Origin of the sequence: Pseudonocardia spirodelae (genome assembly GCF_037727765.1) — a bacterium.
Taxonomy (GTDB): domain Bacteria; phylum Actinomycetota; class Actinomycetes; order Mycobacteriales; family Pseudonocardiaceae; genus Pseudonocardia; species Pseudonocardia spirodelae.
On the sequence record NZ_JBBJUP010000002.1, the window covers coordinates 276,092 to 300,873 of the forward strand.

The 24,782-nt window shown below is 75.2% G+C and carries 24 protein-coding genes and 1 tRNA gene; 12 read left to right on the forward strand and 13 right to left on the reverse strand.

The window, feature by feature from the left end; genetic code table 11:
* Positions 1 to 27: 27 nt before the first annotated feature.
* Complete coding sequence (locus WJX68_RS03625; RefSeq protein ID WP_340286124.1) at positions 28 to 1,626, reverse strand: RNA polymerase sigma factor; 1,599 nt, start codon at positions 1,624 to 1,626, stop codon at positions 28 to 30.
* Positions 1,627 to 1,707: 81 nt separating this feature from the next.
* On the opposite strand from WJX68_RS03625, the gene WJX68_RS03630 reads away from it, so the two are divergent.
* Positions 1,708 to 2,556, forward strand: a complete 849-nt coding sequence (locus WJX68_RS03630) for an inositol monophosphatase family protein (protein ID WP_340286125.1) — start codon at positions 1,708 to 1,710, stop codon at positions 2,554 to 2,556.
* Positions 2,557 to 2,583: 27 nt separating this feature from the next.
* On the opposite strand, the gene cei is transcribed toward WJX68_RS03630, so the two are convergent.
* Both cei and WJX68_RS03640 read right to left on the reverse strand, forming a co-directional pair.
* Complete coding sequence (gene cei, locus WJX68_RS03635; RefSeq protein WP_340286126.1) at positions 2,584 to 3,222, reverse strand: envelope integrity protein Cei; 639 nt, start codon at positions 3,220 to 3,222, stop codon at positions 2,584 to 2,586.
* On the reverse strand, positions 3,222 to 4,307 hold the full coding sequence (locus tag WJX68_RS03640) for a phosphotransferase family protein (protein ID WP_340286127.1): 1,086 nt from the start codon (positions 4,305 to 4,307) through the stop codon (positions 3,222 to 3,224). The genes cei and WJX68_RS03640 overlap by 1 nt, the downstream gene beginning before the upstream one ends.
* A gap of 315 nt (positions 4,308 to 4,622) precedes the next feature.
* Between WJX68_RS03640 and WJX68_RS03645 the strand changes: the two genes are divergently transcribed.
* Positions 4,623 to 4,925: a DUF4193 domain-containing protein gene (locus tag WJX68_RS03645; RefSeq protein ID WP_020626973.1), complete on the forward strand. Its 303-nt coding sequence runs from the start codon at positions 4,623 to 4,625 to the stop codon at positions 4,923 to 4,925.
* Positions 4,926 to 5,023: 98 nt separating this feature from the next.
* Here the strand turns inward: WJX68_RS03645 and WJX68_RS03650 are convergent, their stop codons facing one another.
* Positions 5,024 to 5,527, reverse strand: coding sequence for a DUF3093 domain-containing protein (locus WJX68_RS03650; protein WP_340286128.1), 504 nt, complete (start codon positions 5,525 to 5,527; stop codon positions 5,024 to 5,026).
* Between the two features lie 25 nt (positions 5,528 to 5,552).
* Here WJX68_RS03650 and dut point away from each other — a divergent pair, with 25 nt between their 5' ends.
* From dut to WJX68_RS03670, 4 genes are all read left to right on the forward strand, one after another.
* Entirely contained in the window at positions 5,553 to 6,068 is a 516-nt protein-coding gene (gene dut, locus WJX68_RS03655) for a dUTP diphosphatase (RefSeq protein ID WP_340286129.1), read from the forward strand.
* Positions 6,069 to 9,164: a DUF3710 domain-containing protein gene (locus tag WJX68_RS03660; RefSeq protein ID WP_340286130.1), complete on the forward strand. Its 3,096-nt coding sequence runs from the start codon at positions 6,069 to 6,071 to the stop codon at positions 9,162 to 9,164. It begins immediately after the preceding gene.
* A 249-nt stretch (positions 9,165 to 9,413) separates the two neighbouring features.
* Complete coding sequence (locus tag WJX68_RS03665) at positions 9,414 to 9,791, forward strand: OB-fold nucleic acid binding domain-containing protein (RefSeq protein ID WP_340286131.1); 378 nt, start codon at positions 9,414 to 9,416, stop codon at positions 9,789 to 9,791.
* An 80-nt stretch (positions 9,792 to 9,871) separates the two neighbouring features.
* On the forward strand, positions 9,872 to 10,642 hold the full coding sequence (locus WJX68_RS03670) for a DUF3159 domain-containing protein (protein ID WP_340286132.1): 771 nt from the start codon (positions 9,872 to 9,874) through the stop codon (positions 10,640 to 10,642).
* Between the two features lie 11 nt (positions 10,643 to 10,653).
* Here the strand turns inward: WJX68_RS03670 and WJX68_RS03675 are convergent, their stop codons facing one another.
* A complete protein-coding gene (locus WJX68_RS03675; protein ID WP_340286133.1) occupies positions 10,654 to 11,307 on the reverse strand; it encodes a potassium channel family protein in 654 nt (217 codons plus the stop codon).
* Positions 11,307 to 11,969, reverse strand: a complete 663-nt coding sequence (locus WJX68_RS03680; RefSeq protein WP_340286134.1) for a potassium channel family protein — start codon at positions 11,967 to 11,969, stop codon at positions 11,307 to 11,309. Before WJX68_RS03680 ends, WJX68_RS03675 begins: the two co-directional genes overlap by 1 nt.
* A 130-nt stretch (positions 11,970 to 12,099) precedes the next feature.
* Between WJX68_RS03680 and WJX68_RS03685 the strand changes: the two genes are divergently transcribed.
* The 5 genes from WJX68_RS03685 (at position 12,100) to WJX68_RS03705 (ending at position 17,114) form a co-directional block, all read left to right on the forward strand.
* Positions 12,100 to 14,181: an APC family permease gene (locus WJX68_RS03685; RefSeq protein WP_340286135.1), complete on the forward strand. Its 2,082-nt coding sequence runs from the start codon at positions 12,100 to 12,102 to the stop codon at positions 14,179 to 14,181.
* A 32-nt stretch (positions 14,182 to 14,213) separates the two neighbouring features.
* The gene (locus WJX68_RS03690) at positions 14,214 to 15,383 is read left to right on the forward strand and encodes a class I SAM-dependent RNA methyltransferase (protein ID WP_422785651.1); all 1,170 of its coding nucleotides are present in this window, start codon (positions 14,214 to 14,216) and stop codon (positions 15,381 to 15,383) included.
* Positions 15,380 to 16,090 (forward strand): metallophosphoesterase, encoded by a 711-nt coding sequence (locus WJX68_RS03695; protein ID WP_340286137.1) that lies wholly within the window; start codon positions 15,380 to 15,382, stop codon positions 16,088 to 16,090. The genes WJX68_RS03690 and WJX68_RS03695 overlap by 4 nt, the downstream gene beginning before the upstream one ends.
* A gap of 73 nt (positions 16,091 to 16,163) precedes the next feature.
* Positions 16,164 to 16,240 (forward strand) — tRNA-Leu (locus WJX68_RS03700).
* Positions 16,241 to 16,481: 241 nt separating this feature from the next.
* A complete protein-coding gene (locus tag WJX68_RS03705; RefSeq protein WP_340286138.1) occupies positions 16,482 to 17,114 on the forward strand; it encodes an ANTAR domain-containing response regulator in 633 nt (210 codons plus the stop codon).
* A gap of 67 nt (positions 17,115 to 17,181) precedes the next feature.
* On the opposite strand, the gene WJX68_RS03710 is transcribed toward WJX68_RS03705, so the two are convergent.
* From WJX68_RS03710 to WJX68_RS03735, 6 genes are all read right to left on the reverse strand, one after another.
* Positions 17,182 to 17,895 carry an ABC transporter ATP-binding protein gene (locus WJX68_RS03710; RefSeq protein ID WP_340286139.1) on the reverse strand — a complete coding sequence of 238 codons (714 nt, stop codon included), beginning with the start codon at positions 17,893 to 17,895 and terminating at the stop codon, positions 17,182 to 17,184.
* A complete protein-coding gene (locus WJX68_RS03715) occupies positions 17,882 to 18,796 on the reverse strand; it encodes an ABC transporter ATP-binding protein (RefSeq protein WP_340286140.1) in 915 nt (304 codons plus the stop codon). The genes WJX68_RS03710 and WJX68_RS03715 overlap by 14 nt, the downstream gene beginning before the upstream one ends.
* Complete coding sequence (locus WJX68_RS03720) at positions 18,793 to 19,968, reverse strand: branched-chain amino acid ABC transporter permease (protein WP_340286141.1); 1,176 nt, start codon at positions 19,966 to 19,968, stop codon at positions 18,793 to 18,795. Before WJX68_RS03720 ends, WJX68_RS03715 begins: the two co-directional genes overlap by 4 nt.
* Complete coding sequence (locus WJX68_RS03725; protein WP_340286142.1) at positions 19,965 to 20,975, reverse strand: branched-chain amino acid ABC transporter permease; 1,011 nt, start codon at positions 20,973 to 20,975, stop codon at positions 19,965 to 19,967. The genes WJX68_RS03720 and WJX68_RS03725 overlap by 4 nt, the downstream gene beginning before the upstream one ends.
* Positions 20,976 to 21,108: 133 nt before the next feature.
* Entirely contained in the window at positions 21,109 to 22,332 is a 1,224-nt protein-coding gene (locus WJX68_RS03730; protein ID WP_422785652.1) for a branched-chain amino acid ABC transporter substrate-binding protein, read from the reverse strand.
* Positions 22,333 to 22,570: 238 nt separating this feature from the next.
* Positions 22,571 to 23,020 (reverse strand): PaaI family thioesterase, encoded by a 450-nt coding sequence (locus WJX68_RS03735; protein ID WP_340286144.1) that lies wholly within the window; start codon positions 23,018 to 23,020, stop codon positions 22,571 to 22,573.
* 147 nt (positions 23,021 to 23,167) lie between these two features.
* Here WJX68_RS03735 and WJX68_RS03740 point away from each other — a divergent pair, with 147 nt between their 5' ends.
* On the forward strand, positions 23,168 to 23,755 hold the full coding sequence (locus tag WJX68_RS03740) for a carbonic anhydrase (RefSeq protein WP_340286145.1): 588 nt from the start codon (positions 23,168 to 23,170) through the stop codon (positions 23,753 to 23,755).
* An 18-nt stretch (positions 23,756 to 23,773) separates the two neighbouring features.
* Here the strand turns inward: WJX68_RS03740 and WJX68_RS03745 are convergent, their stop codons facing one another.
* Positions 23,774 to 24,622, reverse strand: a complete 849-nt coding sequence (locus tag WJX68_RS03745; RefSeq protein ID WP_340286146.1) for a class I SAM-dependent methyltransferase — start codon at positions 24,620 to 24,622, stop codon at positions 23,774 to 23,776.
* Between the last annotated feature and the right edge of the window lie 160 nt (positions 24,623 to 24,782).

Below are 24,782 nucleotides of genomic sequence, written 5' to 3' on the forward strand. Positions count from 1 at the left end.
GGTGCGTGGCGTCGTTCCGCGCCGGGATCAGTCGAGGTAGTCGCGCAGGACCTGCGACCGCGACGGGTGGCGCAGCTTCGACATCGTCTTGGACTCGATCTGGCGGATCCGCTCGCGGGTCACGCCGTAGACCTGACCGATCTCGTCGAGGGTGCGCGGCTGGCCGTCGGTGAGCCCGAACCGGAGCCGGACGACACCGGCCTCGCGCTCGGACAGCGTGGCCAGCACCGACTGCAGCTGGTCCTGCAGCAGCGTGAAGCTCACCGCGTCGACCGCGACGACGGCCTCGGAGTCCTCGATGAAGTCACCGAGCTGCGAGTCGCCCTCGTCACCGATGGTCTGGTCCAGCGAGATGGGCTCCCGGGCGTACTGCTGGATCTCCAGCACCTTCTCCGGGGTGATGTCCATCTCCTTGGCCAGCTCCTCCGGGGTGGGCTCGCGGCCCAGGTCCTGGAGCAGCTCGCGCTGGATGCGGCCGAGCTTGTTGATGACCTCGACCATGTGCACCGGGATGCGGATGGTGCGGGCCTGGTCGGCCATCGCGCGGGTGATGGCCTGGCGGATCCACCACGTGGCGTAGGTCGAGAACTTGTAGCCCTTGGTGTAGTCGAACTTCTCGACCGCACGGATCAGGCCCAGGTTGCCCTCCTGGATCAGGTCCAGGAACGCCATGCCGCGGCCGGTGTAGCGCTTGGCCAGCGACACCACCAGCCGCAGGTTCGCCTCGAGCAGGTGGTTCTTCGCGCGCTCGCCGTCGCGGACGATCCAGCGCAGGTCGCGCCGCAGCTGCGGCGAGAGCTTCTCGTTGGACTCGAACACCTTGCGGATGCGCTCGGCGCCGTAGAGGCCGGCCTCGATCCGCTTGGCGAGCTCGACCTCCTCCTCGGCGTTGAGCAGCGCGACCTTGCCGATCTGCTTCAGGTACGCGCGGACCGAGTCGGCCGAGGCGGTGAGCTCGGCGTCCTTGCGCGCCTGGCGAAGGGCCTCGGACTCCTCCTCGTCCCAGACGAAGTCCGCGGACTTCTGCTGCGACGCGCGGGTGGTCGGCGCGACCCGGTTCTTGCCGGTGTTGGTCTCGTCGTCGTCGTCATCGTCGTCGGACGAGTCCTCGGTGGGCTCGTCCTTGGCCGCCTCGGCGAGGTCGGCCTCGATGTCGTCGCCCTCGAGCTCGCCGTCCTCCAGGACGACGTCCTCGCCCTCGCCGTCCTCGCCGTCGCCGTCGGCCTTCTTCGTGGAGGCCTTCTTCGTGGCGGGCTTGCGCGGACCGGTCTTCGGCGCGGCCTTGGTCGCCGCGCCACCGGCGGCGGCGGTCTTGCGGGTGCGCGCGGCCGGCTTCTTCGCGGTGCCGGTCGCCGACGCGGTGCTCGTGGTGCCGGAAGTACGGCGGCTGCGGGATGCGGTACCCGACGTCGGTTCGACGGTCGAGTCGCTGCGTGCTGCGGAGTCTGCGGCTGCCACCTGGGCCCTCTCGCTACGTGCGCTGGAGTCGTTACGCGGCCGGCGTCGCGGCGCGTTCGTCGGGGGAGACGAGGTCGCGACCGGCCGGATGTCCTGTCCTGGCACCGTCTCGGTCGCCGGCGTCGTTGAGGGTCGCCGCGCGTCCCGGAGACGGGGTGCGCGTTCCATTGTAACTGCGCACCGCCCGGGGGGACGCACCTCACGCCGCCCCGCGCGTCCGGGTGGTCCCGCACGTGGTCGGATGGGTCCGTGAGTTCGCACGAGCCCCCGCACGAGAGCAGCGGTCCCGCCGCCCTGCGCGCCGTCGCCGAGCAGGTCGCGGCCGAGGCCGCGGAGCACCTGCGCGGCCTGCCCGCACCCCGCGACGCCGGGGCGGGCGGTGTGTCGACGAAGTCCTCGCCGACCGACGTCGTGACCGCCTCCGACGCGTCGGTGGAGCGCTTCGTCCGCGACCGGCTCGCCGCGCTGCGCCCGGGCGAGCCCGTCTACGGCGAGGAGGGCGCCGGCGACGCGGCGGCCGCACGCTGGGTCGTCGACCCGATCGACGGCACCGTGAACTACCTCTACGGCCTGCCCTGGTACGCGATCTCGGTGGCCGCCGTCGCCGACGGCGTCACGCTGGCCGGGGCGGTCGCCGAACCGGCGGCGGGGCGCCTGTGGTCGGCGGCGCGCGGGCTGGGCGCGACGCTGGACGGGCGCCCGCTGCGGGCCGCCGCGACCACCGAGCTCGCCCAGTCGCTGCTGGGGACCGGGTTCGCCTACCGCGCCGAGCGTCGCGCCCGGCAGGCCCGGATGGTCGCGGAGCTGCTGCCGCAGGTGCGCGACGTGCGCCGCGCCGGTGCCGCCGCGCTGGACCTGTGCGCGGTCGGCGCCGGCTGGCTCGACGGCTACCTCGAGCACGGCTGCAACTGGTGGGACTGGGCGGCCGGGGCGCTCGTCGCGACCGAGGCCGGTGCCGTCGTGCACATCGCGGGCAGCCCCGGGGTCGACGGCCTCGGCGACGCCGGCCTCGGCGCCGACGTCACCCTCGCCGCGGCGCCGGGGGTCGCGGCCGACCTGGCCGCGGCGGCCCGCCGCTGCGGGGCCGACACCGTCTGAGCGCCGGGCCCGCCGGCCCGGCGCGGCTCAGCAGACGCCCTGGCGGGCCTGCTCCAGCACGTTGGGGTCCGCCCGCGGCCCGCCCTCGGTGCCCGGTGCGGAGAGCTGGTCGAGCGCGTCGCGCGCGGCCCGGCCCGGGGCGACGTCGGTGAACGACGACCCGACGACCACGTCGACCACCGCCTCCCGCCGGTCGTCGCGCACGAGCTCGACGCACGGCAGCGCCAGCGCCAGCGCCGACGCGGCGGCCTCGCCGGACGGGCCGAAGCGCATCTGCCCGATGCAGTCCAGGTCCCCGTCGGGGAAGGCCGGGTCGTTGCCGGGGGTGCCGGCCTCGCCGAACTGCAGGTCCTTGAGCTCGGCGGACACCAGGTTGGCCTGACCGCGCTGCCCGCCCGCGTTGAGGACGTGGAAGCGGACGTCCTCCGGGGCGTCGGGCGCGGTCGCGGCGAGGGCGGCCCGGTCGATCTCGGTGCCCGCGAGGGTGCCGGTCGCCGGCGCCGGGCAGTCCGTCGCGCCCGGGCCGTCGGAGGCGGTGCCCAGCACGACCGTCCAGGTCAGCACGGCCAGCACGGCCAGCGCCGCGGTGGTGAGCACGATCGGGCGGGTGCGACGGCGCTCGTAGGGCCGCTCGGCGCGGGCCGGGCGGGTGCCGGCGGGCAGCATCAGAACGAGCCCCCGTCCAGCACGTGGTGCCCGAGCGCGACGAGCGGGCCGACCGAGCCGTCGAGACCCTCGGCCATCTCCGCGGGGACCGACCCGGCGCGGACCCGGGCCAGGATCCCGGCGAGGACGACGGCGAGCTTGAACGCGCCGAACCCGACGTACCAGGGCAGCGGGGTCACGTCGAGGCCGGTGCGCGCGGCGTAGCCCTCGACCAGGTCACGGCGGGTCGGGAAGCCGGGCAGCCCGGTCGGGCTCGGCAGCGGCTGGGCGGCGGACCAGACCTCGTCGTCGCCGTCCTGCTTCCAGTAGACGAGCAGCAGGCCCAGGTCGGCCAGCGGGTCGCCCAGGGTGGACATCTCCCAGTCCAGCACGGCCAGGATCCGGCCGGGGTCGGCCGCGTCGAACACGCAGTTGTCCAGGCGGTAGTCGCCGTGCACGACGGTGTGGCGCTGCGCGGCCGGGACGTCGGCGGCGAGCCGTTCGGACAGCCGGGTGAGCTCGGCCTCCTCCGCGGGCTCGACGGGCACCGGGTCGTCGCCGTCGCGGGCGGCCGCCCACTGCTTGCCCCAGCGGCGGATCTGGCGCTCCATGAAGCCGTCGGGGCGGCCGAAGTCGCCCAGGCCGGCCTCGGCCGGGTCGACGGCGTGCAGCGCGGCCAGCACGTCCACCAGCGCCTCGCCGGCGGCGCGGCGGCCGTCGGCGGTCGCGGCCCAGCCGTCGGGCAGCTCGTCGAGCGGCACGACGCCGTCGACCAGCTCCATCACGAAGCACGGCGCGCCGAGCACGTCGCCGTCGTCGGCGGCCAGCACCGCGGGCACCGGGACCGGGGTCGGGCCCAGGGCCGAGATGACCCGCTGCTCGCGGCCCATGTCGTGGGCGGTCGCGGCGACCGTCCCGACCGGCGGGCGGCGCAGCACGACCGCGCCGGCGGGGGAGGAGACGCGGTAGGTCAGGTTCGACCGGCCCGCGCCGATGGAGGTCAGCTCCGCCGTGCCCCACCGCTCGTCGTCGAGCGCGGTGGCGAGCCACGCGCCGACCGTGGCGGGATCGGCACCGGGCGTGGATGTGCTGGCGCTCGTCGTCACACCGGCCGACACTAGTGCGCCCGGACGCCCCCGTCCGCGCGTGACACCCGCCATCGAGCGGGGGACTCGCTGCGACGGCCGCGGGACGCTGGGCTACCCTCCCCGCCGCCGGTGGCGGACCGGCCGCGACAGGGCACGCGCCGCGTCGATCCCCCCGGCCCCCGGGACGGGTGAGACGGGCGTCACTCCCGGACCCGGGCACAAACCCGGTCTCCGCGACGTTCCTCAGCGGCACGCGACGACCAACCGATGCGAAGTACCGCTGCTCGCAGGCCGGAATCGAGCAGCTCGGACGTAAGGCAAGGGTGAGACCTGATGGCGACCGACTACGACGCCCCGCGTCGCAACGAGGCCGACGAGATGGCCGAGGACTCGCTCGACGAGCTCAAGCAGCGCCGCAACGAGGCGCAGTCCGCGGTCGTCGACGTCGAGGAGACCGACACCGCGGAGAGCTACGAGCTCCCGGGCGCCGACCTGTCGGGCGAGGAACTGACGGTGAACGTCCTGCCCAAGCAGGCGGACGAGTTCACCTGCGCGAGCTGCTTCCTGGTGCACCACCGGAGCCGGCTCGCCAGCTCCTCGGGCGGGCAGTTCCTCTGCCGCGACTGCGCGGCCTGAGGGCGGCCCCACGGCAGCTCGGCACGACTCGGCACGGCACGGACCGGGCCCCGGCGGTACTCCGCCGGGGCCCGGTCGTCGTGCAGGGGTGCGGGGGCTCAGCTCTGCTGCGGGTGCGGCGCCTGCGCGGCGATGGCGGCGCGCAGCGCGTCCGGGCGGCGGGTGCTCAGCACCCAGTACGGCTCCCCGGCCGCCGGGTCGGTGACCTGCACCCGCACGAGCGGGCCCACCCAGGCCCGGTGCAGCACGTAGGCCTGCGGGTCCAGGTCCGGGCCCATCGCCTGCTGCTTGTCCGCCCGCACGACGGTGTCGGTCACGCCGGCCGCGGCCAGCGGCAGCTCCCGCCCGCCCGCGGTGAGACGTCCGTCGCGGACGGTGACCCGGCTGCGCCCGGCCCACCACAGCGCGCCCACGCACAGCGGGACCATCACCGCGTAGCCGATCCAGGACCGCAGCCCGGGGTAGCCCATGTGGATCTGGGCCCCCATCAGGACGCCGATCCCGACCGCCAGCACGTACCACCACACCGGGACGGACAACCGCTCGTCGAACGCAGCGGGGCCAGCCGTCGCAGAGTCGGTCTCCGGAAGCCGTTCGCTCACGGGTCCCAGGGTAGCGTCGCCCGCCGTGCCCGGTTCCGTGCCCGCTCCCCCGGACAAGCCGCAGGCAGCAGCGTCCGTCGAGGTCCTGCTGACGCGGCTCGACGCCGGCGTCCCCGCCCCCGCCTACGCGCGGCCCGGTGACGCCGGAGCCGACCTCGTGACCACCACCGACGTGGTCCTCGAGCCGGGGCGCCGCGCCCTGGTCGGCACCGGCGTCGCGATCGCGCTGCCGGAGGGGTACGCCGGGTTCGTGCACCCGCGTTCGGGGCTCGCGGCCCGCTGCGGGCTGTCGATCGTCAACGCGCCCGGCACGGTCGACGCGGGGTACCGCGGCGAGATCAAGGTCTGCCTGGTCAACACCGACCCGGAGACGCCGGTGTCGCTGCGCCGCGGCGACCGCGTCGCGCAGCTGGTGGTGCAGCGGGTCGAGACGGCCCGGTTCGTGGAGGTCGGCACGCTGCCCGCGTCGGTACGCGGCACCGCAGGCCACGGCTCGACCGGCGGGAACGCCGCGCTCGTGCCGGGGGGAGGGGACCACTAGATGCCCGGACGCGCGCGCGGCCGGATGTTCGACATCCGGCCCGAGGACGGGGTCGAGGACACCGGGACGGGTGCCTATCCGGGCTATCCCGGCTACGGCGACTCCGACATCGACGACTTCGACGACTACGCCGACCACTACGCCGCCCAGGACGCCCGCCGCCGCCCCGCCGGCCCGGTGGACGGCCGGACGAACGGCTCGGTGAACGGTTCCGGCGGCGGCGCACCGACCGGTTCCCGGCCCGCTGCGGTGAACGGCGGGCCGCCCGCGCCGGCCCGCGGCCCCGTCCCGTCCGGGCCCCGCACCGGTGCCGGGCGCGTCCCCGGCCCGGACGCGCTGGCCGCCCCGACCACCGCGGTGCGCGCGGTCGGCCGCGACACCGCCCGCGCCGCGCTGCCCGCGCCCGCACCGGCCGAGCACGACGAGCGGGTCGCCCCCGACGGCCGCTGGGACGACGACGAGCCCCCGCTGCTCTCGCACCGCGTCGAGGACGACGAGCTCGCCTACGCCCGCGACCGCACCCCGCAGGGCTTCGACGGCGGCGACCCCGACGACCCCGCGTGGGGCCGCCGCGGCCCGGCCCGCCGCGACACCGGCGCCCACGACACCCGCCGCGCGGACGACGACGCGGACGACGACGACGCCTACGACGACCACGACGACGAGGCCGACGAGTACGACGAGGACGAGTACGGCGTCGGCGACGCCCCCCTGTCGGTCCCGCCGCCCGGCAGCGGCGGCCGCCCGCTGGGCCCGGCCGACGTCGAGGAGCTCGACCCGTCGATGACCGACGCGCTGGCCCGCGTCGACCTCGGCGCCCTGCAGGTCCCGGTGCCCTACGGCGCCGAGCTGAAGCTGGAGCCCTCCGGCGCCGAGCGCCCCCAGGCGGTGCACCTGCTGCTCGCCGAGGGCCGGATCGCGGTGAGCGCGCTCGCGGCGCCGCGGTCCTCGGGGCTGTGGCCGGACCTGTCCGCCGAGATCGAGCAGTCGCTGCGCAAGGGCGGCGCCCGGGTCCGCAACGCCCGCGGCGACTGGGGTCGCGAGCTGCACGCCCGCACCGAGAACGCCGCGTCGGTGTTCGTCGGCTGCGACGGCCCGCGCTGGATGGTCTACGGCGTCGCGACCGCGTCGCTGGACACCGTGGAGGCGCTCGACGTCGAGCTGCGCCGGGTGCTGCGGGGGATCATCGTCGTCCGCGGGAAGTCGCCGTACCCGCCGCGGACCGTGCTGCCCCTCGAACTGCCCGAGCACCTGCGCGAGACGCAGCCCGAGACCGGACCGCAGAAGCCCAGCATCACCGTCTCGGTGCCCGTGCCGACCGGTGTGCCGACCGGTGCGACGACCGGGTCGACCCCGGCCCCCGCCCCGCCCGAGCCGGCCCGCCCGCAGGCCCCCCGGCGCGCCCCGGCGGCGCCCGCCCCGGCCGCGGCCGGTCCCGCCCGCCGCCCCGCGGACCCGACCGCCGACCCCGCGACCCGCGCCCTGCCGCAGGTCCGCCGCCCCGCGCCGCCCGAGCGCCCCGGGCTCGCCCCGGCCGCCCTCGCGGGCGCCGAGTCGCCCGCCGAGCGCACCGCGCTGACCGAGGGGCCGCTGGTCACCCCGGCGCTCGGCGAGCCGCGCACGAGCCGCCGCGGCCGCCCGGACCGCCCCGACCGCACCGGCGCCGACCGCACCGGCGCCGACCGCACCGGCGCCGACCGGGCCGGTACCGACCGGGCGGTGGCGCCGGGCACGCCGCCGGCGCGCGCGACCCCCGCGATCGCCGGGCTCCCGGCCGCCGGGACCGACCGCCCCGGCCCCCGGGACGGGTGGGACGTCCCGGCCCGCGACGACCGGCGCACCGCCGTGCCGGACCCGCTCGTCGACCCGCTGCCCGAGCCGGCCCTGCACGCCCCGGTCCCGCAGCACGCGCCCGAGCCCGCCCCGGTGACGGACCCGTGGGAGCAGGACGAGCCCCCGGCCCGCCGGGACCCGGCGGTCACCGCGCTGTCGGTCGCCGACCTGCTCGCCGGGGCCGACGACGACCGCTCCGCCGCGCCGCGCCGCGCCGCGCCGGCCGCGGCCCCCGGTGCCGCGACGGCCGAGGACGCCCTCGGCACCGGCGCGCGCCGGTCGCGGCGGGACCGCACCGGCGACGCCGGCCGCGTCGACGCCGCGGACCTGCTCGCCGGGCGCCCCACCGACCCCGCCGCGACGGCGGGGGACACCCCGGCCGACGTCACGGCGGGCGCCACCGTGGGGGCGGCCCCGCGCCGCACCGGGGCCATCGAGGACATCCCGCTGGCCGACGTCCCGCTGATGGAGGCCACTCTCGACCGCACCCCGCCGCCGGCCGCGCCCGCGCGGCGCCGCCGGTCCGCGCCGCGCGACCGTGCCGACGGTGCCGACGGTGCCGACCTCGGAGCCACCGCCGCGCCCGCCCCGGCCGTGCCCGCGGACGACCCGGCCGACGACGGCTGGCTCTCCGCCGAGATCGCGGCGTCGCGCCGGTCCGGCCGGCACGGAGCCGGCGGCACCTCGGTCGCGGACCTGCTCGCCGCCGTCGCGCTCGACGGCCCGGCGGGCGGCGCCCGCCGCCGCGACCGCGACGCCGACGGGCCCGCCGACGCCCCGGCGGCGCAGCGCGACGGCCACGCCGCCCCCGGCCCCGGCGGGGACGACCTGTTCGCGGCGGGCACCGACCCGGAGCGCCCCTGGCACGGCGGTGGACCCACCTCCGCCGACGAGGCCCGCAGCGCCCTGCAGGACCTGCTGCGCAGCGCCTCGGCCGACCGTGGCGCCGCGGGACCGGCGGACCCCGCCGAACCCGGGGAGCCCGCGGCCCCGCGGACCAACGGGCACGGCCGCCCCGGCGGTGTCACCGGGCTGGCCGACTACCGCGCCAGCCGCGCCGCCGCAGGCCGGTCCGCCCGCCGCGCCGCCGGTGACGAGGACGTCCCCGGGGCCGACGGCACCGACGACCCGCACGACGCCGGACCCGCCGGGATCGACACCGGCCGGGCGGCCGGCGGCTCCGGCCTGACCGGCCAGTGGTCCTCCGGCCGGCGCGCGAACGGGACCGGTCCCCGCGACCTCGGTCGCCACCGGCGGGACTGACACCGGACGTTCCGGGCGCGGCGTCACCGGACGCTGGCCCGGCGACCACCCGGCGCGGACCGCGGACCGGTCGACGGCGACCGGCCCGCCCCCGCGGGCCCCGGACCGTGCGCCACGGGCACAAACCCGGACGCCCGCGCGTTACGCTTCTCGGCGCCACCACGACACCCGTCGGGTCGCCACGCGAGTGCGGGTCACCGGAGGGTCCGGTGACCCCGGGCCGGTACCGGAAGCGGGCCGAGGAGAGACATGGGCAGCACGGATGGCGGGGCGTTCCGCCGGATGCTCCGCAAGCTCACCAGCGACGTCGACGAGCTCGACGCGCGTGACCTGGCCGAGGACGTCGAGGAGACCGGGGCCCGCCCCGCCCGCGACTGCTCCTGCGGCGAGGAGGTCACGATGCTCGGCCGGATCCGCAGCGTCGAGCTCTGCCCGCAGAGCGCCGACGCCACGCTGAAGGCGGAGCTGTTCGACGGCACCGACGGCGTCACCCTGGTCTGGATGGGGCGCCGTCGCATCCCCGGCATCGAGGCCGGGCGCACCATGCGGGTCCGCGGGCGGATCTCCGTCCGCGACGGCCGCAAGGTGCTCTACAACCCGTACTACGAGATCTGCCAGGCGCAGTGACGATCTGGCAGGCGCGGTGACGCGCGCCTGACCCACGACCGACCCGCGCCCGGCGGGCGCCCCCGACGGATCGGACCGGCTTGAACGACCACCACGACGCCCCGACCACCCGGTTCCCCCGCGTCACCGACGCGGACCCCCGTGACCGCACCGCGCCGATCGGCCGGCCGGTCCCGGACCGGGACCCGGCCCCCTCCGCGCCGGACGGCACCGCCGGAGCGGAGGCCGCGGCGCCGGAGCGGGCCGCCGAGCGGACCCCGACGCTGCTGGAGCAGATGGGCGGCCCGACCGGGATCGTCGCCTCGACCATCCCGGTCGTCGTGTTCGTCGTCGCGAACGTGCTCGCCGACCTGCGGACCGCGATCTACGCCGCCGTCGGCGCCGGGGTGCTGGTGCTGCTGTGGCGCCTCGTGCGCCGGGACCCGGTCATGCCGGCGATCTCCGGGCTGCTCGGGGTCGGGGTGTGCGCGCTCGTCGCCAACCAGACGGGGGAGGCCCGCGGGTTCTACCTGCCGGGCCTGCTCTACAGCGGCGCGCTGGGCGTCGTCGCGCTGGTGTCGATCGTCGCGCGCTGGCCGCTGGCCGGGGTGATCTGGCACGGCATCAACGGCCACGGCACCGAGTGGCGGGCCGACCCGCGCCTGGTCCGCGCCTACGGCTGGGCGACGGCGGTGTGGTCGGCCACCTTCCTCGCCAAGGTGGGCGTGCAGGGCGCGCTCTACCTCGCCGACGCCGAGACCGCGCTGGGCGTCGCCCGCCTCGCGATGGGCTACCCGCTGACCGCGCTGGCGATCCTGGCCACGGTGCTCATCGTGCGCCGCGCCGAGCGCGACCGGCCCGCCCCCGCCTGACCCGCCCGCCCTCACATGAGGGCGGCGCGGATGTCCTCCTCGACGGCGGTCGTCGCCACGAACAGCAGCTCGTCGCCGCCCTCCAGCGCGTCGTCGGGCTGCGGGACGATCACCCGCCCGCCGCGCAGGATCGTCACCAGGGCCGAGTCCGCGGGCAGCTCCAGCACCCGCACCGGGCGCCCGGCCAGCGGGGTGTCCTCGGGCAGCGTCACCTCGACCAGGTTCGCCTGGCCCTGGCGCAGGGTCAGCAGGCGCACCAGGTCACCGACGGCGACGGCCTCCTCGACCAGCGCCGCGAGCAGCCGCGGCGTCGACACCGCGACGTCCACGCCCCAGTTCTCGCCGAACAGCCACTCGTTGCGCGGGTCGTTGACCCGGGCCACGACGCGGCGCACCCCGAACTCGGTCTTCGCCAGCAGCGACACCACGAGGTTGACCTTGTCGTCGCCGGTCGCGGCGATCACCACGTCGCAGCCCTCGATGCCGGCGTCCTCCAGCATCGACAGCTCGCAGGCGTCGGCGTGCACCCACTCGGCCTCGGGGACGGCGTTCGGGTCGATGTGGGTGAGCTCGCGCTCGATCAGCATCACCCGGTGCCCGGACTCGACCAGCTCGAGCGCGATGGACCGCCCGACGGCGCCCGCGCCCGCGATCGCGACCCGCATCAGTCCTCCTCCGGCGGCGCCGCGGCGGCCGCCGTCACGTCGCTGACCGTGCCCGAGACCGCCGCCACGTAGACGGTGTCCTCGTGCTGCACGGTGGTGTCCTTGGTCGGCAGCACACCGGTGCCGAAGCGCACGATGAACGCGACCCGCGAGCTCGTCGCCCGCTCCAGGTCGCGGATCGGGCGGCCCACCCAGTCCTCGTGCAGCGGCAGCGGCAGGACGGCCACGGTGCCGGTGGGCTCGCGCCAGGCCGTGGCGACGCCGTCGGGCAGCAGCATCCGCAGCAGCCGGTCGGTCGTCCACGGGACGGTCGCGACGGTCGGGATGCCGAGGCGCTCGTAGACGGCGGCGCGCTTGGCGTCGTAGATCCGGGCGACGACCTTGTCCACGCCGTAGCTCTCCCGGGCGACCCGGGCGGCGATGATGTTGGAGTTGTCGCCGGAGGAGACGGCGGCGAACGCGTCGGCGGACTCGAGCCCGGCCTCGTCGAGGACGCTGCGGTGGAAGCCGAAGCCGACGACCTGCCGGCCCCGGAAGTCCGGGCCGAGGCGCCGGAACGCCTGCGGATCGCGGTCGATCACCGCGACCTCGTGGCCGAGCCGTTCCAGGCCCGAGGCCAGGGACGCGCCGACCCGGCCACATCCCATGATCACGACGTGCATGGCGTGAAGGGTCCTTCCGCCGGGACGGGGAGCCCGGGATGTACGATTCGTTCCTTCTGCGTGGGCCGACGCCGACGCTGGACGCACGCTATCGCGAAGCGTCGTGGCACGGGGGCATAGGCTGCGCCCCGTGTCCAAGCTCGCCGTCGCACTCAAGCGGCTCGTGGTCGGGCGACCGCAGCGCAGCGACCGCCTGACCAGCACCCTCCTCCCCAAGCGCATCGCCCTCCCGGTGTTCGCCTCCGACGCCATGTCGTCGGTCGCCTACGCCCCGGAGGAGATCTTCCTGACCCTGTCGGTCGCGGGGGTCGCGTCGTACGTGATGTCGCCCTGGATCGGTCTCGCGGTCGTGGTCGTGCTGCTCACGGTCGTCGCCAGCTACCGGCAGAACGTCCACGCCTACCCCTCCGGCGGCGGTGACTACGAGGTCGCGACGGTCAACCTGGGCAAGAACGCCGGACTCACCGTGGCCTCCGCCCTGCTCGTCGACTACACGCTGACCGTGGCGGTGTCGATCTCGGCCGCCGCGGCGAACATCGGCGCGCTGGTGCCGTTCGTCGCCGAGCACAAGGTCCTGTTCGCGGTGTCGGCGATCGCGATCCTCACCGCGATCAACCTGCGCGGCATCCGGGAGTCCGGCGCCGCGTTCGCGGTGCCGGTCTACGCGTTCATCCTCGGCGTCGGCACCATGATCGTCTGGGGGCTGACCCGGGTGCTGATCCTGGGCGACGACGTCCGCGCCGAGAGCGCGGACCTGCACCTGATCGCCGAGGGCGACGCCTACACCGGGCTCGCGCTGGTGCTTCTGGTGCTGCGCAGCTTCACCCAGGGCGCCGCCGCGCTGACCGGCGTCGAGGCCATCTCCAACGGCGTGCCGGCGTTCCGCAAGCCGAAGTCGCGCAACGCCGCGACGACGCTGCTGCTGCTCGGCGCGATGTCGGTCTCGCTGTTCATGGGCCTGATCGCGCTCGCCCAGCTCACCGGGGTGCAGATCGCGGAGGACCCGGCACGGCAGTTCCCCGACGCCCCGCCCGGCTACGAGCAGCACACGATGATCGCCCAGCTCGCCGACGCGGTGTTCGACAACTTCCCGCCGGGCTACCTCTTCGTCATCGTCATGACGGCGCTGATCCTGGTCCTGGCCGCGAACACCGCGTTCAACGGCTTCCCGGTGCTCGGCTCGATCCTGTCCCAGGACCGCTACCTGCCGCGCCAGCTGCACACGCGCGGCGACCGGCTGGCGTTCTCCAACGGCATCATCGCCCTCGCGCTGTTCGCGATCCTGCTGGTCGTCGGGTTCCAGGCCGAGGTCACCCGGCTGATCCCGCTCTACACCGTCGGTGTGTTCGTGTCCTTCACGCTGTCCCAGGCCGGGATGGTGCGGCACTGGAACCGCGAGCTCGCGCTGGACCCGGTGGCCGCCGAGCGCCGCCGGATGCGCCGCGCGCAGGCGATCAACGGGTTCGGCGCGATCATGACCGGCGTCGTGCTGATCACCGTGCTGATCACGAAGTTCACCCTCGGCGCGTGGATCGCGATCGTCGCCATGGCCGGGTTCTTCGTGCTCATGCGCCTGATCCAGCTGCACTACGACCGGGTCGCCGCCGCACTCGTCGCCGACGAGCACGACGACGTGCTGCCCTCGCGCAACCACGCCGTCGTGCTGGTCTCCACGCTGCACAAGCCGACCCTGCGGGCGCTGGCCTACGCCCGCGCCACCCGCCCGGACATCCTCGAGGCGGTGACGGTCAACGTCGACGACTCCGAGACCAAGAGGCTCGTCGACCAGTGGCACAAGCGCGCCGTCCCGGTGCCGCTCAAGGTCGTCGAGTCGCCGTACCGGGAGATCACCCGGCCCGTGCTCGACTACGTGAAGCGGATCCGGTCGGACTCGCCGCGCAACGTCGTGACCGTCTACATCCCCGAGTACGTCGTCGGGCACTGGTGGGAGCAGGTCCTGCACAACCAGAGCGCGCTGCGCCTCAAGACGCGGCTGCTGTTCCAGCCCGGCGTGATGGTCACCAGCGTGCCGTGGCAGCTGCCGTCGTCCTCGCGCACGCGGGCGCTGTCGCCGCTGCAGGCGCCCGGCGCCTCGCGGCGCGGCTACCCCGGCATGGAGCAGCTGCCCGGCGAGCGCAGCGACGGCGCCGGGGCCGGGTCCGCCGGCCCGGCGGGCGTGGGCGGACCACGCGGGACGAAGGGGGACCGGTGAGCACCGCGACGACCACCGACTGGACCGACCGGATGCTCGAGCTGCGGATCGGGCCGGTCGCGCACGGCGGGCACTGCGTGGCCCGCGCCGGGGCCGGCGACGACGGGACCGGCGGCCGGGTGGTGTTCGTCCGGCACGCACTGCCCGGCGAGCTCGTGCACGCCGTGGTCACCGACGACCCGGGCGGGGCGTTCTGCCGCGCCGACGCGGTCGCCGTGCTGGAGGCCTCCCCGGACCGGGTCGCGCCGTCGTGCCCGTGGGCGGGCCCGGGCGGCTGCGGGGGCTGCGACTTCCAGCACGCCGGACACGACGCCCAGCGGGCGCTGAAGACGACGGTGCTGCGCGAGCAGCTCGCCCGCCTCGGCGCCGACGCCGTCACGGCGGCGGGCACCGACCTGCTCGCCGTCGAGGTCGAGGAGCTGCCCGGCGGGCCGCTCGGCTGGCGCACCCGGGTACGCCTGGCCGTCGACGACGCCGGCGTCCCCGGCCTGCGCGCGCACCGCAGCCACGACGTCTGCGAGATCGGGGACTGCCCGCTGGTCCCCGCGGGCGCGCTGCCCCCTGTCCTGCGGCAGCGGTTCCGGCCGGACTCCGAGGTCGACGTCACCGTCGGCGACGACGGCGCCGCCCGCGTCGGGTCCGGCGCCACGGTGCAGGCCGCGGGCCGCACCTGGGAGCTGTCGGCCGGCACGTTCTGGCAGGTCCACCCGGCCCTGCCCGACACACTGGCGGGGGTCGTCCGGGACTGGGCCGACGCCCCCGCGGGCGGGGTGGCCTGGGACCTCTACGGCGGCGTCGGGCTGCTGGGCTCGGTGCTGGCCGGGCAGGTGGGGGAGTCGGGCACCGTGCTCGTCGTCGAGTCGGCGCCGTCCGCGGTCGCCGACGGCGCCTCCGCGCTCGCCGACCTGCCGCAGGTGCAGTTCGTGCGCGGGCGCGCCGAGCGCGAGATCGCGCGGCTCGGGCCGGACCCGGACGTCGTCGTCACCGACCCGCCGCGGGCCGGGCTGGGCAAGGCCGCGGTGCGCGACCTCGCCGCCCGCGCCCCGCGCCGGATCGTGCACGTCGCGTGCGACCCGGCGGCCCTGGCCCGCGACCTCACGCTGTTCGCCGCCGCCGGGTACCGCGCGTCGGCGCTGCGCGCGTTCGACGCGTTCCCCATGACCCACCACCTGGAGGCCGCGGTGCTGCTGGAGCGGCGATGACGGTCGTCGCGCAGCTGTCGGACCTGCACCTGGGGGGCGGCGCCGTCGGCGGGCGGGCCGCCCGCGCCGTCGCGGCGGTGCGCGCCCTGGACCCGGCGCCGGACGTCGTCCTGGTCACCGGGGACCTCGCCGACGACGGTGACCCCGCCGCCTACGCCGCGGCCGCCGCCCTGCTCGACGGGCTCGACGCCCTGCACGTGCCCGGCAACCACGACGACCGCGACGCGATGACGGCCGCCCTCGGCCCGGTGGGGGACCGGCTGCACCGCACCGGCGGACTCACCCTGGCCCTGCTCGACACCCTGGTGCCGGGCGCCGGCCACGGCGAGCTGTCCGCGACCGCGGTGGACCTGCTCGCCGAGGCCGTCCGCGACCCCGCACCGCTGCTGGTGGCGCTGCACCACCCGCCGGTCGCCGTCGGGCACCCGCTGCTCGACGGGATCCGGCTGCGCGACCCCGGCCCGCTCGCGACGCTGCTCGCCGCCCGCGCCGACCCGACACTGGTGGTGTGCGGGCACGTCCACACCCCGCTGGCGACGACGTTCGCCGGGCACCCGCTCGTCGTCGCGCCGTCGGTGGCGCCCGCGCTGCGCTGGCCCGACGTGCCGGGCGAGGGCGGCGCCGACCCCGGACCGGCGCCGGGCGGGGTGCTGCACACCCTCGGCGACGGGCCGGTGCGCAGCCGGTTCCTGCACTGGCCGGGGTGAGGCGGGTCCACGGCCGGCGGACCTGCGTGGCCCGCTAGGATCGGCCGTCAGCCGACTACGCCGAACGCACCGGGCCCCCGTATTCCAACTGGCAGAGAAGGCGGTCTCAAACACCGCACAGTGTGGGTTCGAATCCCACCGGGGGCACCAGAGGGCGGGAGCGTCCGGGCACGTGGCCCGGGCGCGTCGACACCGACCCCGACCCCGACCCCGCACCGAGCGCCCCGCCCGTCCGTGAGCGGTGGCCGCCCCTCCATTCGGACAGGGTATTGCGTCGGCCGGGCGTGTTTCCGCACACGAAAGGCCGAAGTGGGTCGGTCCCCCCCCGGTACCGCCGGTAGCCTGGGCCTCCGCCGCAGCACACCGCACCGATCGATGAAGGAGTTCTCCGGTGACCGACAACGTTCCCGCAGAGACGCCGGCCGAGGACGGCCCGCAGCCCGGGTGGCGGGTGCTGGTCGTCGAGGACGAGGCCCTGATCCGAATGGACCTGGCCGAGATGCTCTCCGAGGAGGGCTACCAGGTCGCGGGCGAGGCCGGCGACGGCGAGGCCGCCATCACCCAGGCCCGCGAGCTGAAGCCGGACCTGGTGATCATGGACGTCAAGATGCCCAAGAAGGACGGCATCGAGGCGGCCTCGACCATCGTCGAGGAGAAGATCGCGCCGGTCGTCATGCTGACCGCGTTCAGCCAGCGCGACCTCATCGAGCGCGCCCGCGACGCCGGCGCCATGGCCTACCTGGTCAAGCCGTTCGCGCGCCACGAGCTCGTCCCCGCGATCGAGCTCGCCGTCTCCCGGTTCGCCGAGAAGAAGGCGCTCGAGGACGAGGTCGCCTCGCTGAACGAGCGCTTCGAGACCCGCAAAGTCGTCGACCGGGCCAAGGGCCTGCTGATGACCCACCAGAAGATGTCCGAGCCCGAGGCCTTCCGCTGGATCCAGCGCACCGCCATGGACCGCCGGACCACGATGAAGGCGGTCGCCGAGGCCGTCGTGGACGGGCTGGCCACGGCCAAGTCGTCCTGACCCGCGAGCACCGCCGCGACCACGGGCCCCGCCGTACGGCGGGGCCCGTGGTCGTCGGCGTGCCGGGTCAGGCGACGCCCAGGTAGGCGTCCTTGATCGCGGGGTCGGCCAGCAGCTCCGAGCCGGTGCCCGAGCGGACGATCCGGCCCGACTCCAGCACGTAGGCCCGGTGCGCGCGCGAGAGCGCCTGCTGGGCGTTCTGCTCGACGAGCAGCACGGTCACCCCCTGCTGGTTGATCTCGGAGATGATCCGGAAGATCTGGGCGATGAACTGCGGGGCGAGCCCCATCGAGGGCTCGTCGAGCAGCAGCAGCCGCGGCCGCGCCATCAGCGCCCGCCCGATCGCGAGCATCTGCTGCTCGCCGCCGGACAGCGTGCCGCCGACCTGGGTGCGCCGCTCCGCGAGCCGCGGGAACAGTTCGAAGACCCGCTCCAGGTCCCCGGGCAGCTCCTTGCGGTCCTTGCGGGTGTAGGCGCCCATGTCGAGGTTCTCCAGGACCGTCATGCCGGGGAAGATCCCGCGGCCCTCGGGCGCCTGGCCGATCCCGCGCACGACCCGCAGGTCGGCGCGCAGGGTGCTGATGTCGTCGCCGTCGAAGGTGAGGGTGCCCGCCGACAGCGGACGCAGCCCCGACACCGCCCGCATGGTGGTGGTCTTCCCGGCGCCGTTCGCGCCGATCAGGGTCACCACCTCGCCCTCCTCCACGGTCAGCGAGATCTCGTGCAGGGCCTGGATGCGTCCGTAGTGCGCGCTGACACCGGTCAGCTCAAGCAGTGCCATCGTCGGGAACCCCCAGGTAGGCGGCGATCACGGCCGGGTTCTCCCGGATCTCGGCGGGCAGCCCCTCGGCGATCTTGCGGCCGAACTCCAGCACGACGATCCGGTCGGTGACCCCCATGACGAGCCGCATGTCGTGCTCGATCAGCAGGACGGTGTAGCCGTCGTCGCGGATGGAGCGGATCAGCCCCATGAGGTCGTCCTTCTCCGCCGGGTTGAAGCCGGCGGCCGGCTCGTCGAGGCAGAGCAGCTTCGGCTCGGTGGCCAGCGCACGGGCGATCTCGAGCCGGCGCTGGTAGCCGTAGGGCAGGTTGCGGGCCTTCTCCGCGGCCCGGTCGGCGATCCCGACGAACTCCAGCAGCGCCATCGCCTTCTCGACGGCCTCGCGCTCCTCGCGCAGGTGCCGCGGGGAGCGGACCAGCGCGCCGAGCACGCTGGTCCGGTGCCGGGCGTCGGTCCCGACGACCACGTTCTCCAGCGCGGTCATCTCGCCGAAGAGCCGGATGTTCTGGAACGTGCGGGCGATGCCGAGCCGGGTGATCTGGAACCGCTGGCGGCGCCCCAGCGGGGCGCCCTCCAGCAGGACCTGCCCCGACGTGGGCCGGTAGACGCCGGTCAGCGCGTTGAAGCAGGTCGTCTTGCCGGCGCCGTTGGGCCCGATCAGCCCGAGGATCTCCCCGCGGCGGATGTCGAAGGACACGCCGTCGAGGGCGACGAGGCCGCCGAAGCGCATCGTCACGTCCTCCATCGACAGCAGGGTGTCCCCGACCGCGACGGCGATCTCCCGCTCGGGCGCGACGACCTCGGCGACGGCGGCCTCGTGGGCCGCCCGCTCCTCGGGTGTCATCCGGGCGACCTCGGCGACGATGCCGCCCTCGACGGGTTCCTGGTCGGGTGCGCTCATCGGACCGGGCCCCCGTTCGTCCCGCCGGGGTTCCCGGCGGCCTGCGCGGTCATCGGGTCGTCGGAGGCCACCTGGTCGGGCCGCCCGACGAGCCGCCGGTAGGCCTCGCGGCCGTAGGTCAGCAGCCGCTGCCGGGCCCCGAGCAGGCCCTGCGGCCGGAACGCCATGAGCACGATCAGCGCCACCCCGAAGATCAGGTACTTGTAGCCCGCCAGCTCCACGAAGCGGTTCGGGATGTAGGACACGATGAAGGCGCCGACCACGGCGCCGACCTTGTTGCCGGACCCGCCGAGCACGACCGCGGCGAGGAACAGCACCGAGGTCGGGACGTCGAACTTCTGGTTGTTGACGAAGCCGACCTGGCCGGCGAACAGCGCCCCGGACAGCCCGCCGATCGCGGCGCCGATGACGAAGGCCCACAGCTTGAACTGCACCGTGGGCACGCCCATGATCTGCGCGGCGTCCTCGTCCTCGCGGATGGCGATCCAGGCGCGGCCGACCCGGCTGCGCTCCAGGTTCCCGACCAGGACCAGGACCACGATGGTGATCGTGACGACCAGCCAGTACCAGGTGGTGCCGTCGGAGTTGGCGAACAGCGGCTGGCCCGTCGAGTCGGTCCCCGGCGGGCGTCCGACGGCCTGGAACCCGACCTGGCCCTTGAGCGGGCCGACGATCGTCGCGAGCAGCCGGATGATCTCGCCGAAGCCGAGCGTGACGATGGCCAGGTAGTCCCCGCGCAGCCGTAGCGTCGGGCCGCCGAGCAGCAGGCCCGCCAGCATCGTGACGATCATGGCCAGCGGCAGCGTCCAGAGGTAGGGGATCTTCCAGACCATCGAGTCGGGGCTGGTGAACAGGGCCGCGACGTAGGCGCCGACGGCGAAGAAGCCGACGTAGCCCAGGTCGAGCAGGCCCGCCTGCCCGACGACCACGTTGAGCCCGATCGCGAGCAGCGCGAAGCGGGCCGCGTCGAACAGCGCGATGGGGAAGTTCGTGCCCGGCTCGGTGGTGATCAGCGGGGGGTTGAGCACCGGCAGGGCGTAGAGCAGCGCGACGACCGGGACCAGCCACAGCCACTGCTGCCAGCGGGGCAGGTCGTTCCAGCGCTCGCGCAGGCCGCGCAGGCCCGCGGCGCGCGGGGGAGCGGTCGGTGCCGGGGTCGGGGTGGTGGTCATACCCGGGCCCTCCCCAGGGACTCGCCGAGGATGCCGGTCGGGCGGACCATCAGGATCCCGACCAGCACCACGAACGCGACGACGTCGGTCCACTGCGCGTTGCCGAACAGCGTCTGGCCGTAGTTGCCGATGACGCCGAGCAGCAGCCCGCCGAGCAGCGCGCCGCGGATGTTGCCGATCCCGCCGAGCACCGCGGCCGCGAAGGCCTTGATGCCGAGGATGAAGCCGCCGTTGTACTGGACGCCCGCGGGCACCTTCATCACGTAGAACAGCGCCGCCGCACCGGCGAGGATCCCGCCGATCAGGAACGTCAGGACGATGACGCGCTCACGGTTGACGCCCATCAGCGTCGCCGTGTTCGGGTCCTGCGCGACCGCGCGCAGCCCGCGCCCGAGGCGGGTGCGGTTGACGAACTGGTCGACGACGACCATCAGCAGGATCGCCGCGACGAAGATGACGATCTGCTGGCTGTCGACCGGGGCGCCGAAGACGGTGAACACCGGCTCCGGGCGGAACATGATCAGCGCGGGCTCCGGGTTCGGGCCGCGCCAGGCGAAGATCAGGTACTGCAGGGCGAACGAGGCGCCGATCGCGGTGATGAGGAACGCCAGCCGGGGCGCGTTGCGCCGTCGCAGCGGCCGGTAGGCCACCCGTTCCAGCAGGACCGCGACGGCGCCCGCCGCGAGCATCGCGACCAGCATCGCGAGGATCAGGTCCGCGATCAGCGCGATCAGCGGCAGATCGGGCGAGGACGGGCCGAAGCCCAGCGCGGCGAGGGTGAAGAACAGGGCGTAGGCCCCGACGATGAACACCTCGGAGTGCGCGAAGTTGATGAGCTGCAGGACGCCGTAGACCATCGTGTAGCCCATGGCGATCAGCGCGTAGATGGCACCGTAGGCCAGGCCGTCGACGGTGTTGGCCCAGAACTGGTCGGCGAGCGCGCCGACGTCGAAGCTGATCCAGTCCGGGCCCTGGGCGAGCACCGGTCCGATGGAGGTCAGGAGCACGGAAGTTCCTCACGGGCGTGGGCGTGCCCGCCCGCCCCGGACGTCGCGGTGGCGACGGCGGCGGAGCGGGCGGGCACGGTCGGGACGTGCGGGGACGGCGGGCCGGCCGCGGTCCGCGGCCGGCCGGGCCGCATCAGTTGCCGATCTCTCCCACGTAGACGATCTTGCCGTTCTCCACCTTGTAGCCGTAGACGGCGGTGGTGGCGAGCTCGCCGGTGGAGTCCCACTTGAACTGCTTGGACAGGCCGGCGCCGTCGTAGCCCTTGACGTAGTTCAGGATCGCGGCGCGGTCGGTGGCACCGGAGTCGATCGCCTTGAGCAGGATCGTCGCCGAGTCGTAGCCCTCCAGCGAGTAGGTGCCGGGCGCGGCGCCGTTGCTGACGGTCTTGTAGGCGTCGGCGAACTGCGGGATGAGCTCACCCGGGGTGCACGGGCAGGTGAAGAACGCGTTGTTCGACGCGTCGCCCGCCAGCTGGATGAACTGGTCGTCCTTCACACCGTCCGGGCCGAGGAAGGTGCCGGTGAAGCCGCGGTTGGACAGCTGCTGGTCCAGCGGGGCGCCCTCGGCGTAGTAGCCGGAGTAGAACACCGCCTGCGGCTGCGCCGAGACGATCTTCGAGACGACGGCGGAGAAGTCCTTCTGGCCGGTGGTGACCTTGTCCTGGCAGGTGGCGTCGATACCGGTGGACTGCAGGGCCTGGTTGGTCGCCGCGGCCAGGCCGACGCCGTAGTCGGAGTCGTCCTGGATGACGCAGACCTTCTTGGCGCCGAGCTTGCCGGCCATGAACTTCGCGGCGGCCGGTCCCTGGACGTTGTCGTTGGCCAGCGCCCGGAAGAAGGTGGTCCAGCCGTTCTTGGTCAGCGCCGGGTTGGTCGCCGACGGCGTCAGGTGGGCCAGCCCGGCCTGCTGGAAGATCGCGCCGGTCGCCTTGGACTCGCCGGAGAACGGGAGCCCGATGACGCCGAGGACGCTCTGCTCGCTCGCGACCTGGGTGACGATGCCCGGCGCGCGGTCCGGGGTGCCCTCGGTGTCGAAGCGCTTGAGCTGCACCTGGCAGCCCGGGTTGGCCTGGTTGTGCTGGTCGATCGCCAGCTGCACGCCGTTGACGATGTTGACGCCCAGCTGGGCGTTGCTGCCGGTCAGCGCGCCGGCGTAGGCCAGCGTGGTGGTCGGTGCGCACTGGGCCTTGCCGTCGCCCGCCGGGTTCGCGGCGTTCGCCGGCACCGGCAGCGTCGCGACGGCCGGGATGTCCGGGCGGTTGCCCTGCTGCTCGCCGCCACCCCCGCCCCCGCCGCCCTGACCGGCGGCGCAGCCCGAGAGGGTCAGCGCGAGTGCGACGCCGCCCGCGACGGCGATGGTGCGCCCCCGCCGGCCGGCTCCCTTGAGTCGTGATCCGAACACGTCGACCCTCCTGCTCGACCGCTCCCCCCGAAAGAGCCGGTCCCCGTACGCCAGCGCCCGTCGGGCGTGGTCGCGTCGGAAGCTAGCCCCCGCGTTGCGCAACGGAAAAGCGGTTCCGACCGGCTCTTAACCGAAGCGTGACAATGGGAGGGGAAGCGCAGGAAGAACTGATTCGGTGCGGCGACCGGAATCGTTACGACGACCGGGGTGTCGCGTCGCGCACCGGCGGGCGCGTGTCGCGGTGCAGGCAGGTGAGCCGGGCGGTGCACACGCGGCGGCCCTCGTCGTCGACGAGCACGATCTCGCTCGTCGAGGTGGACCGGCCGACGTGGATCGGTCGCGCGGTGCCGGTCACCCAGCCCGTGGTGGCCGAACGGTGGTGGGTGCAGGCCAGCTCCAGCCCGACCGGGAAGCGCTCGGGCAGCGCGTGCAGCGCCGACAGCGTCGAGCCGAGGGTCTCGGCCAGCACGCCGCTGGCGCCGCCGTGCAGCAGGCCGTACGGCTGCCGGTTCCCGGCGACCGGCATCCGGCCGACGACCTCGTCCGGGCCGGCCTTGAGGATCTCGATGCCCATCCGGTCCGTGAGCTGCTCGGTGGCGTACTCCTGGGACAGGTCGGGGAGCTGGGAGGCGTCGATCGGCACCCCGGGACCCTACGTCCCCCGGCTCGGCCGCGACCGCGCCGGCGGCGCGTCGGTGGTCACACCCGGGGGATGCGACGGCGTGCATGGTTGCCCGGGACGCCGGTTTCGCCGATCTTGGGACCGACGGCCCCGACCGATGGAGGAACGATGTCCGAACGACCGACCGCGGCCGAGGCGTGGCGGATGATGCTCGAGGGCAACGGGCGCTGGCAGCGCGACGAGCGCGAGGACCCGCGGCGCTCGGCCGAGGAGCGCGCGGCGGCCGTCGCCGGGCAGACCCCCGCGGCGATGATCCTGTCCTGCTCGGACTCCCGCGTCCCCGCCGAGCTGATCTTCGACCTCGGGCTGGGCGACCTGTTCGTCGTCCGCACCGCCGGGCAGGTCGTCGACGACGCCGTGCGCGGCACGTTGGCCTTCGGTGCCGGGGCGCTCGGCATCCCGCTGCTGGTCGTGCTGGGCCACTCCCAGTGCGGCGCGGTCAAGGCCGCGGTCGCGGTGGCCGGGGGAGCGGCGGCGCCCGCGCCCGCGACGCTGGGCGCGCTGGTGGGCGACATCGTCCCTGTCTGCGAGGGCGAGGGCGAGGCCGCCGTGGCCGGGGCGGTCGACGCGAACGTCCGCCGCGTGGTCGCGCAGCTGACCGCGGACCCGTCGCTGTCCGGCGCGGTGTGCAACAACCACCTGACGATCGTCGGGGCCCGCTACGACCTGGAGACCGGCGCGGTCGTCGAGGTCTGAGCCGCGCCGGCGGCCCGCTCAGCCGGGCCGGTGGGTCACCAGGATCGCGGTGCCGGGGAACAGCGCGCCGCGCAGCGGCGACCACTGGCCCCACACCCGCTCGTGGCCCTCCGGCCACTCCGGCTCGACCAGGTCGTCGAGCACCAGCCCGGCCGCGACGACGTCGCGGACCCGGTCGCCGACCGTGCGGTGGTGCTCGACGTAGGTGGCCCGGCCGGTGCCGTCGACCTCCAGGTAGGGGGTCCGGTCGAAGTAGGACTGGACGACGGTCAGGCCGTGCTCGCCCGGATCGTCGGGGAACATCCAGCGCATCGGGTGGTTGACCGCGAACACCCACCGGCCGCCGGGGCGCAGCACGCGGTGCACCTCGCGCATCACGCGGCGCGGGTCGGCGACGAACGGGATCGCCCCGAACGCCGAGCACGCCAGGTCGAACGAGCCGTCGGCGAACGGCAGGTGCTCGGCGCCCGCCTGCACCAGCGGGACCGCGACGCCGGTGCGCCGGTTGAGCGCCGCGGCGTGGCGCAGCATCCCGCCGGAGACGTCGAGGGCCACCGGCCGCGCACCGCGGCGGGCCAGCCAGCGGCTGCAGGGGGCGGACCCGGCGCCGACCTCCAGCACCCGCTTCCCGGCCAGTCCCGCGGCCGGCCCGAGCAGCTCCGCGGTGTCCTCGTGCAGGTTCTCCGGGCACCAGACGAAGGCGTCGTCGCCGATGTCGGCGCCGTGCTCGGCCAGGTAGTCGTCGGCGTCGGCGTCCCACCAGCGGCGGCCCGCGGCCTCGGACTCGGCGCTGCCCACCGGCCGGCGCGCGACCCCCGCGGTGCCCACGGCGTCCTCGGCGATGGAGTACTCGTCGCGGCTGCTCATGACCACCCGATCGTCGCAGTCGAACCGGCCCGTACGGATACCGGACCCGCATTGCCCGCGGGTTTCGGGGCCGCGTAGCATGTTTTCCGCACCGTGGTCAACGTGTCCGACGACCGTGCGGCGCCACTCCAGCGCCGGTCCGCGAGCGTCGCGTGCACAC

Coding starts and splice junctions, on each gene's coding strand:
- WJX68_RS03660 (WP_340286130.1), top strand. CDS start 6,069: ATGCCCGGACGCGCGCGCGGCCGGATGTTCGACATCCGGCCCGAGGAC.
- WJX68_RS03625 (WP_340286124.1), bottom strand. CDS start 1,626: ATGGAACGCGCACCCCGTCTCCGGGACGCGCGGCGACCCTCAACGACG.
- WJX68_RS03715 (WP_340286140.1), bottom strand. CDS start 18,796: ATGAGCGCACCCGACCAGGAACCCGTCGAGGGCGGCATCGTCGCCGAG.
- WJX68_RS03745 (WP_340286146.1), bottom strand. CDS start 24,622: ATGAGCAGCCGCGACGAGTACTCCATCGCCGAGGACGCCGTGGGCACC.
- WJX68_RS03720 (WP_340286141.1), bottom strand. CDS start 19,968: ATGACCACCACCCCGACCCCGGCACCGACCGCTCCCCCGCGCGCCGCG.
- WJX68_RS03665 (WP_340286131.1), top strand. CDS start 9,414: ATGGGCAGCACGGATGGCGGGGCGTTCCGCCGGATGCTCCGCAAGCTC.
- WJX68_RS03680 (WP_340286134.1), bottom strand. CDS start 11,969: ATGCACGTCGTGATCATGGGATGTGGCCGGGTCGGCGCGTCCCTGGCC.
- WJX68_RS03645 (WP_020626973.1), top strand. CDS start 4,623: ATGGCGACCGACTACGACGCCCCGCGTCGCAACGAGGCCGACGAGATG.
- WJX68_RS03675 (WP_340286133.1), bottom strand. CDS start 11,307: ATGCGGGTCGCGATCGCGGGCGCGGGCGCCGTCGGGCGGTCCATCGCG.
- WJX68_RS03695 (WP_340286137.1), top strand. CDS start 15,380: ATGACGGTCGTCGCGCAGCTGTCGGACCTGCACCTGGGGGGCGGCGCC.
- cei (WP_340286126.1), bottom strand. CDS start 3,222: ATGCTGCCCGCCGGCACCCGCCCGGCCCGCGCCGAGCGGCCCTACGAG.
- WJX68_RS03710 (WP_340286139.1), bottom strand. CDS start 17,895: ATGGCACTGCTTGAGCTGACCGGTGTCAGCGCGCACTACGGACGCATC.
- WJX68_RS03690 (WP_422785651.1), top strand. CDS start 14,214: ATGCTCGAGCTGCGGATCGGGCCGGTCGCGCACGGCGGGCACTGCGTG.
- WJX68_RS03740 (WP_340286145.1), top strand. CDS start 23,168: ATGTCCGAACGACCGACCGCGGCCGAGGCGTGGCGGATGATGCTCGAG.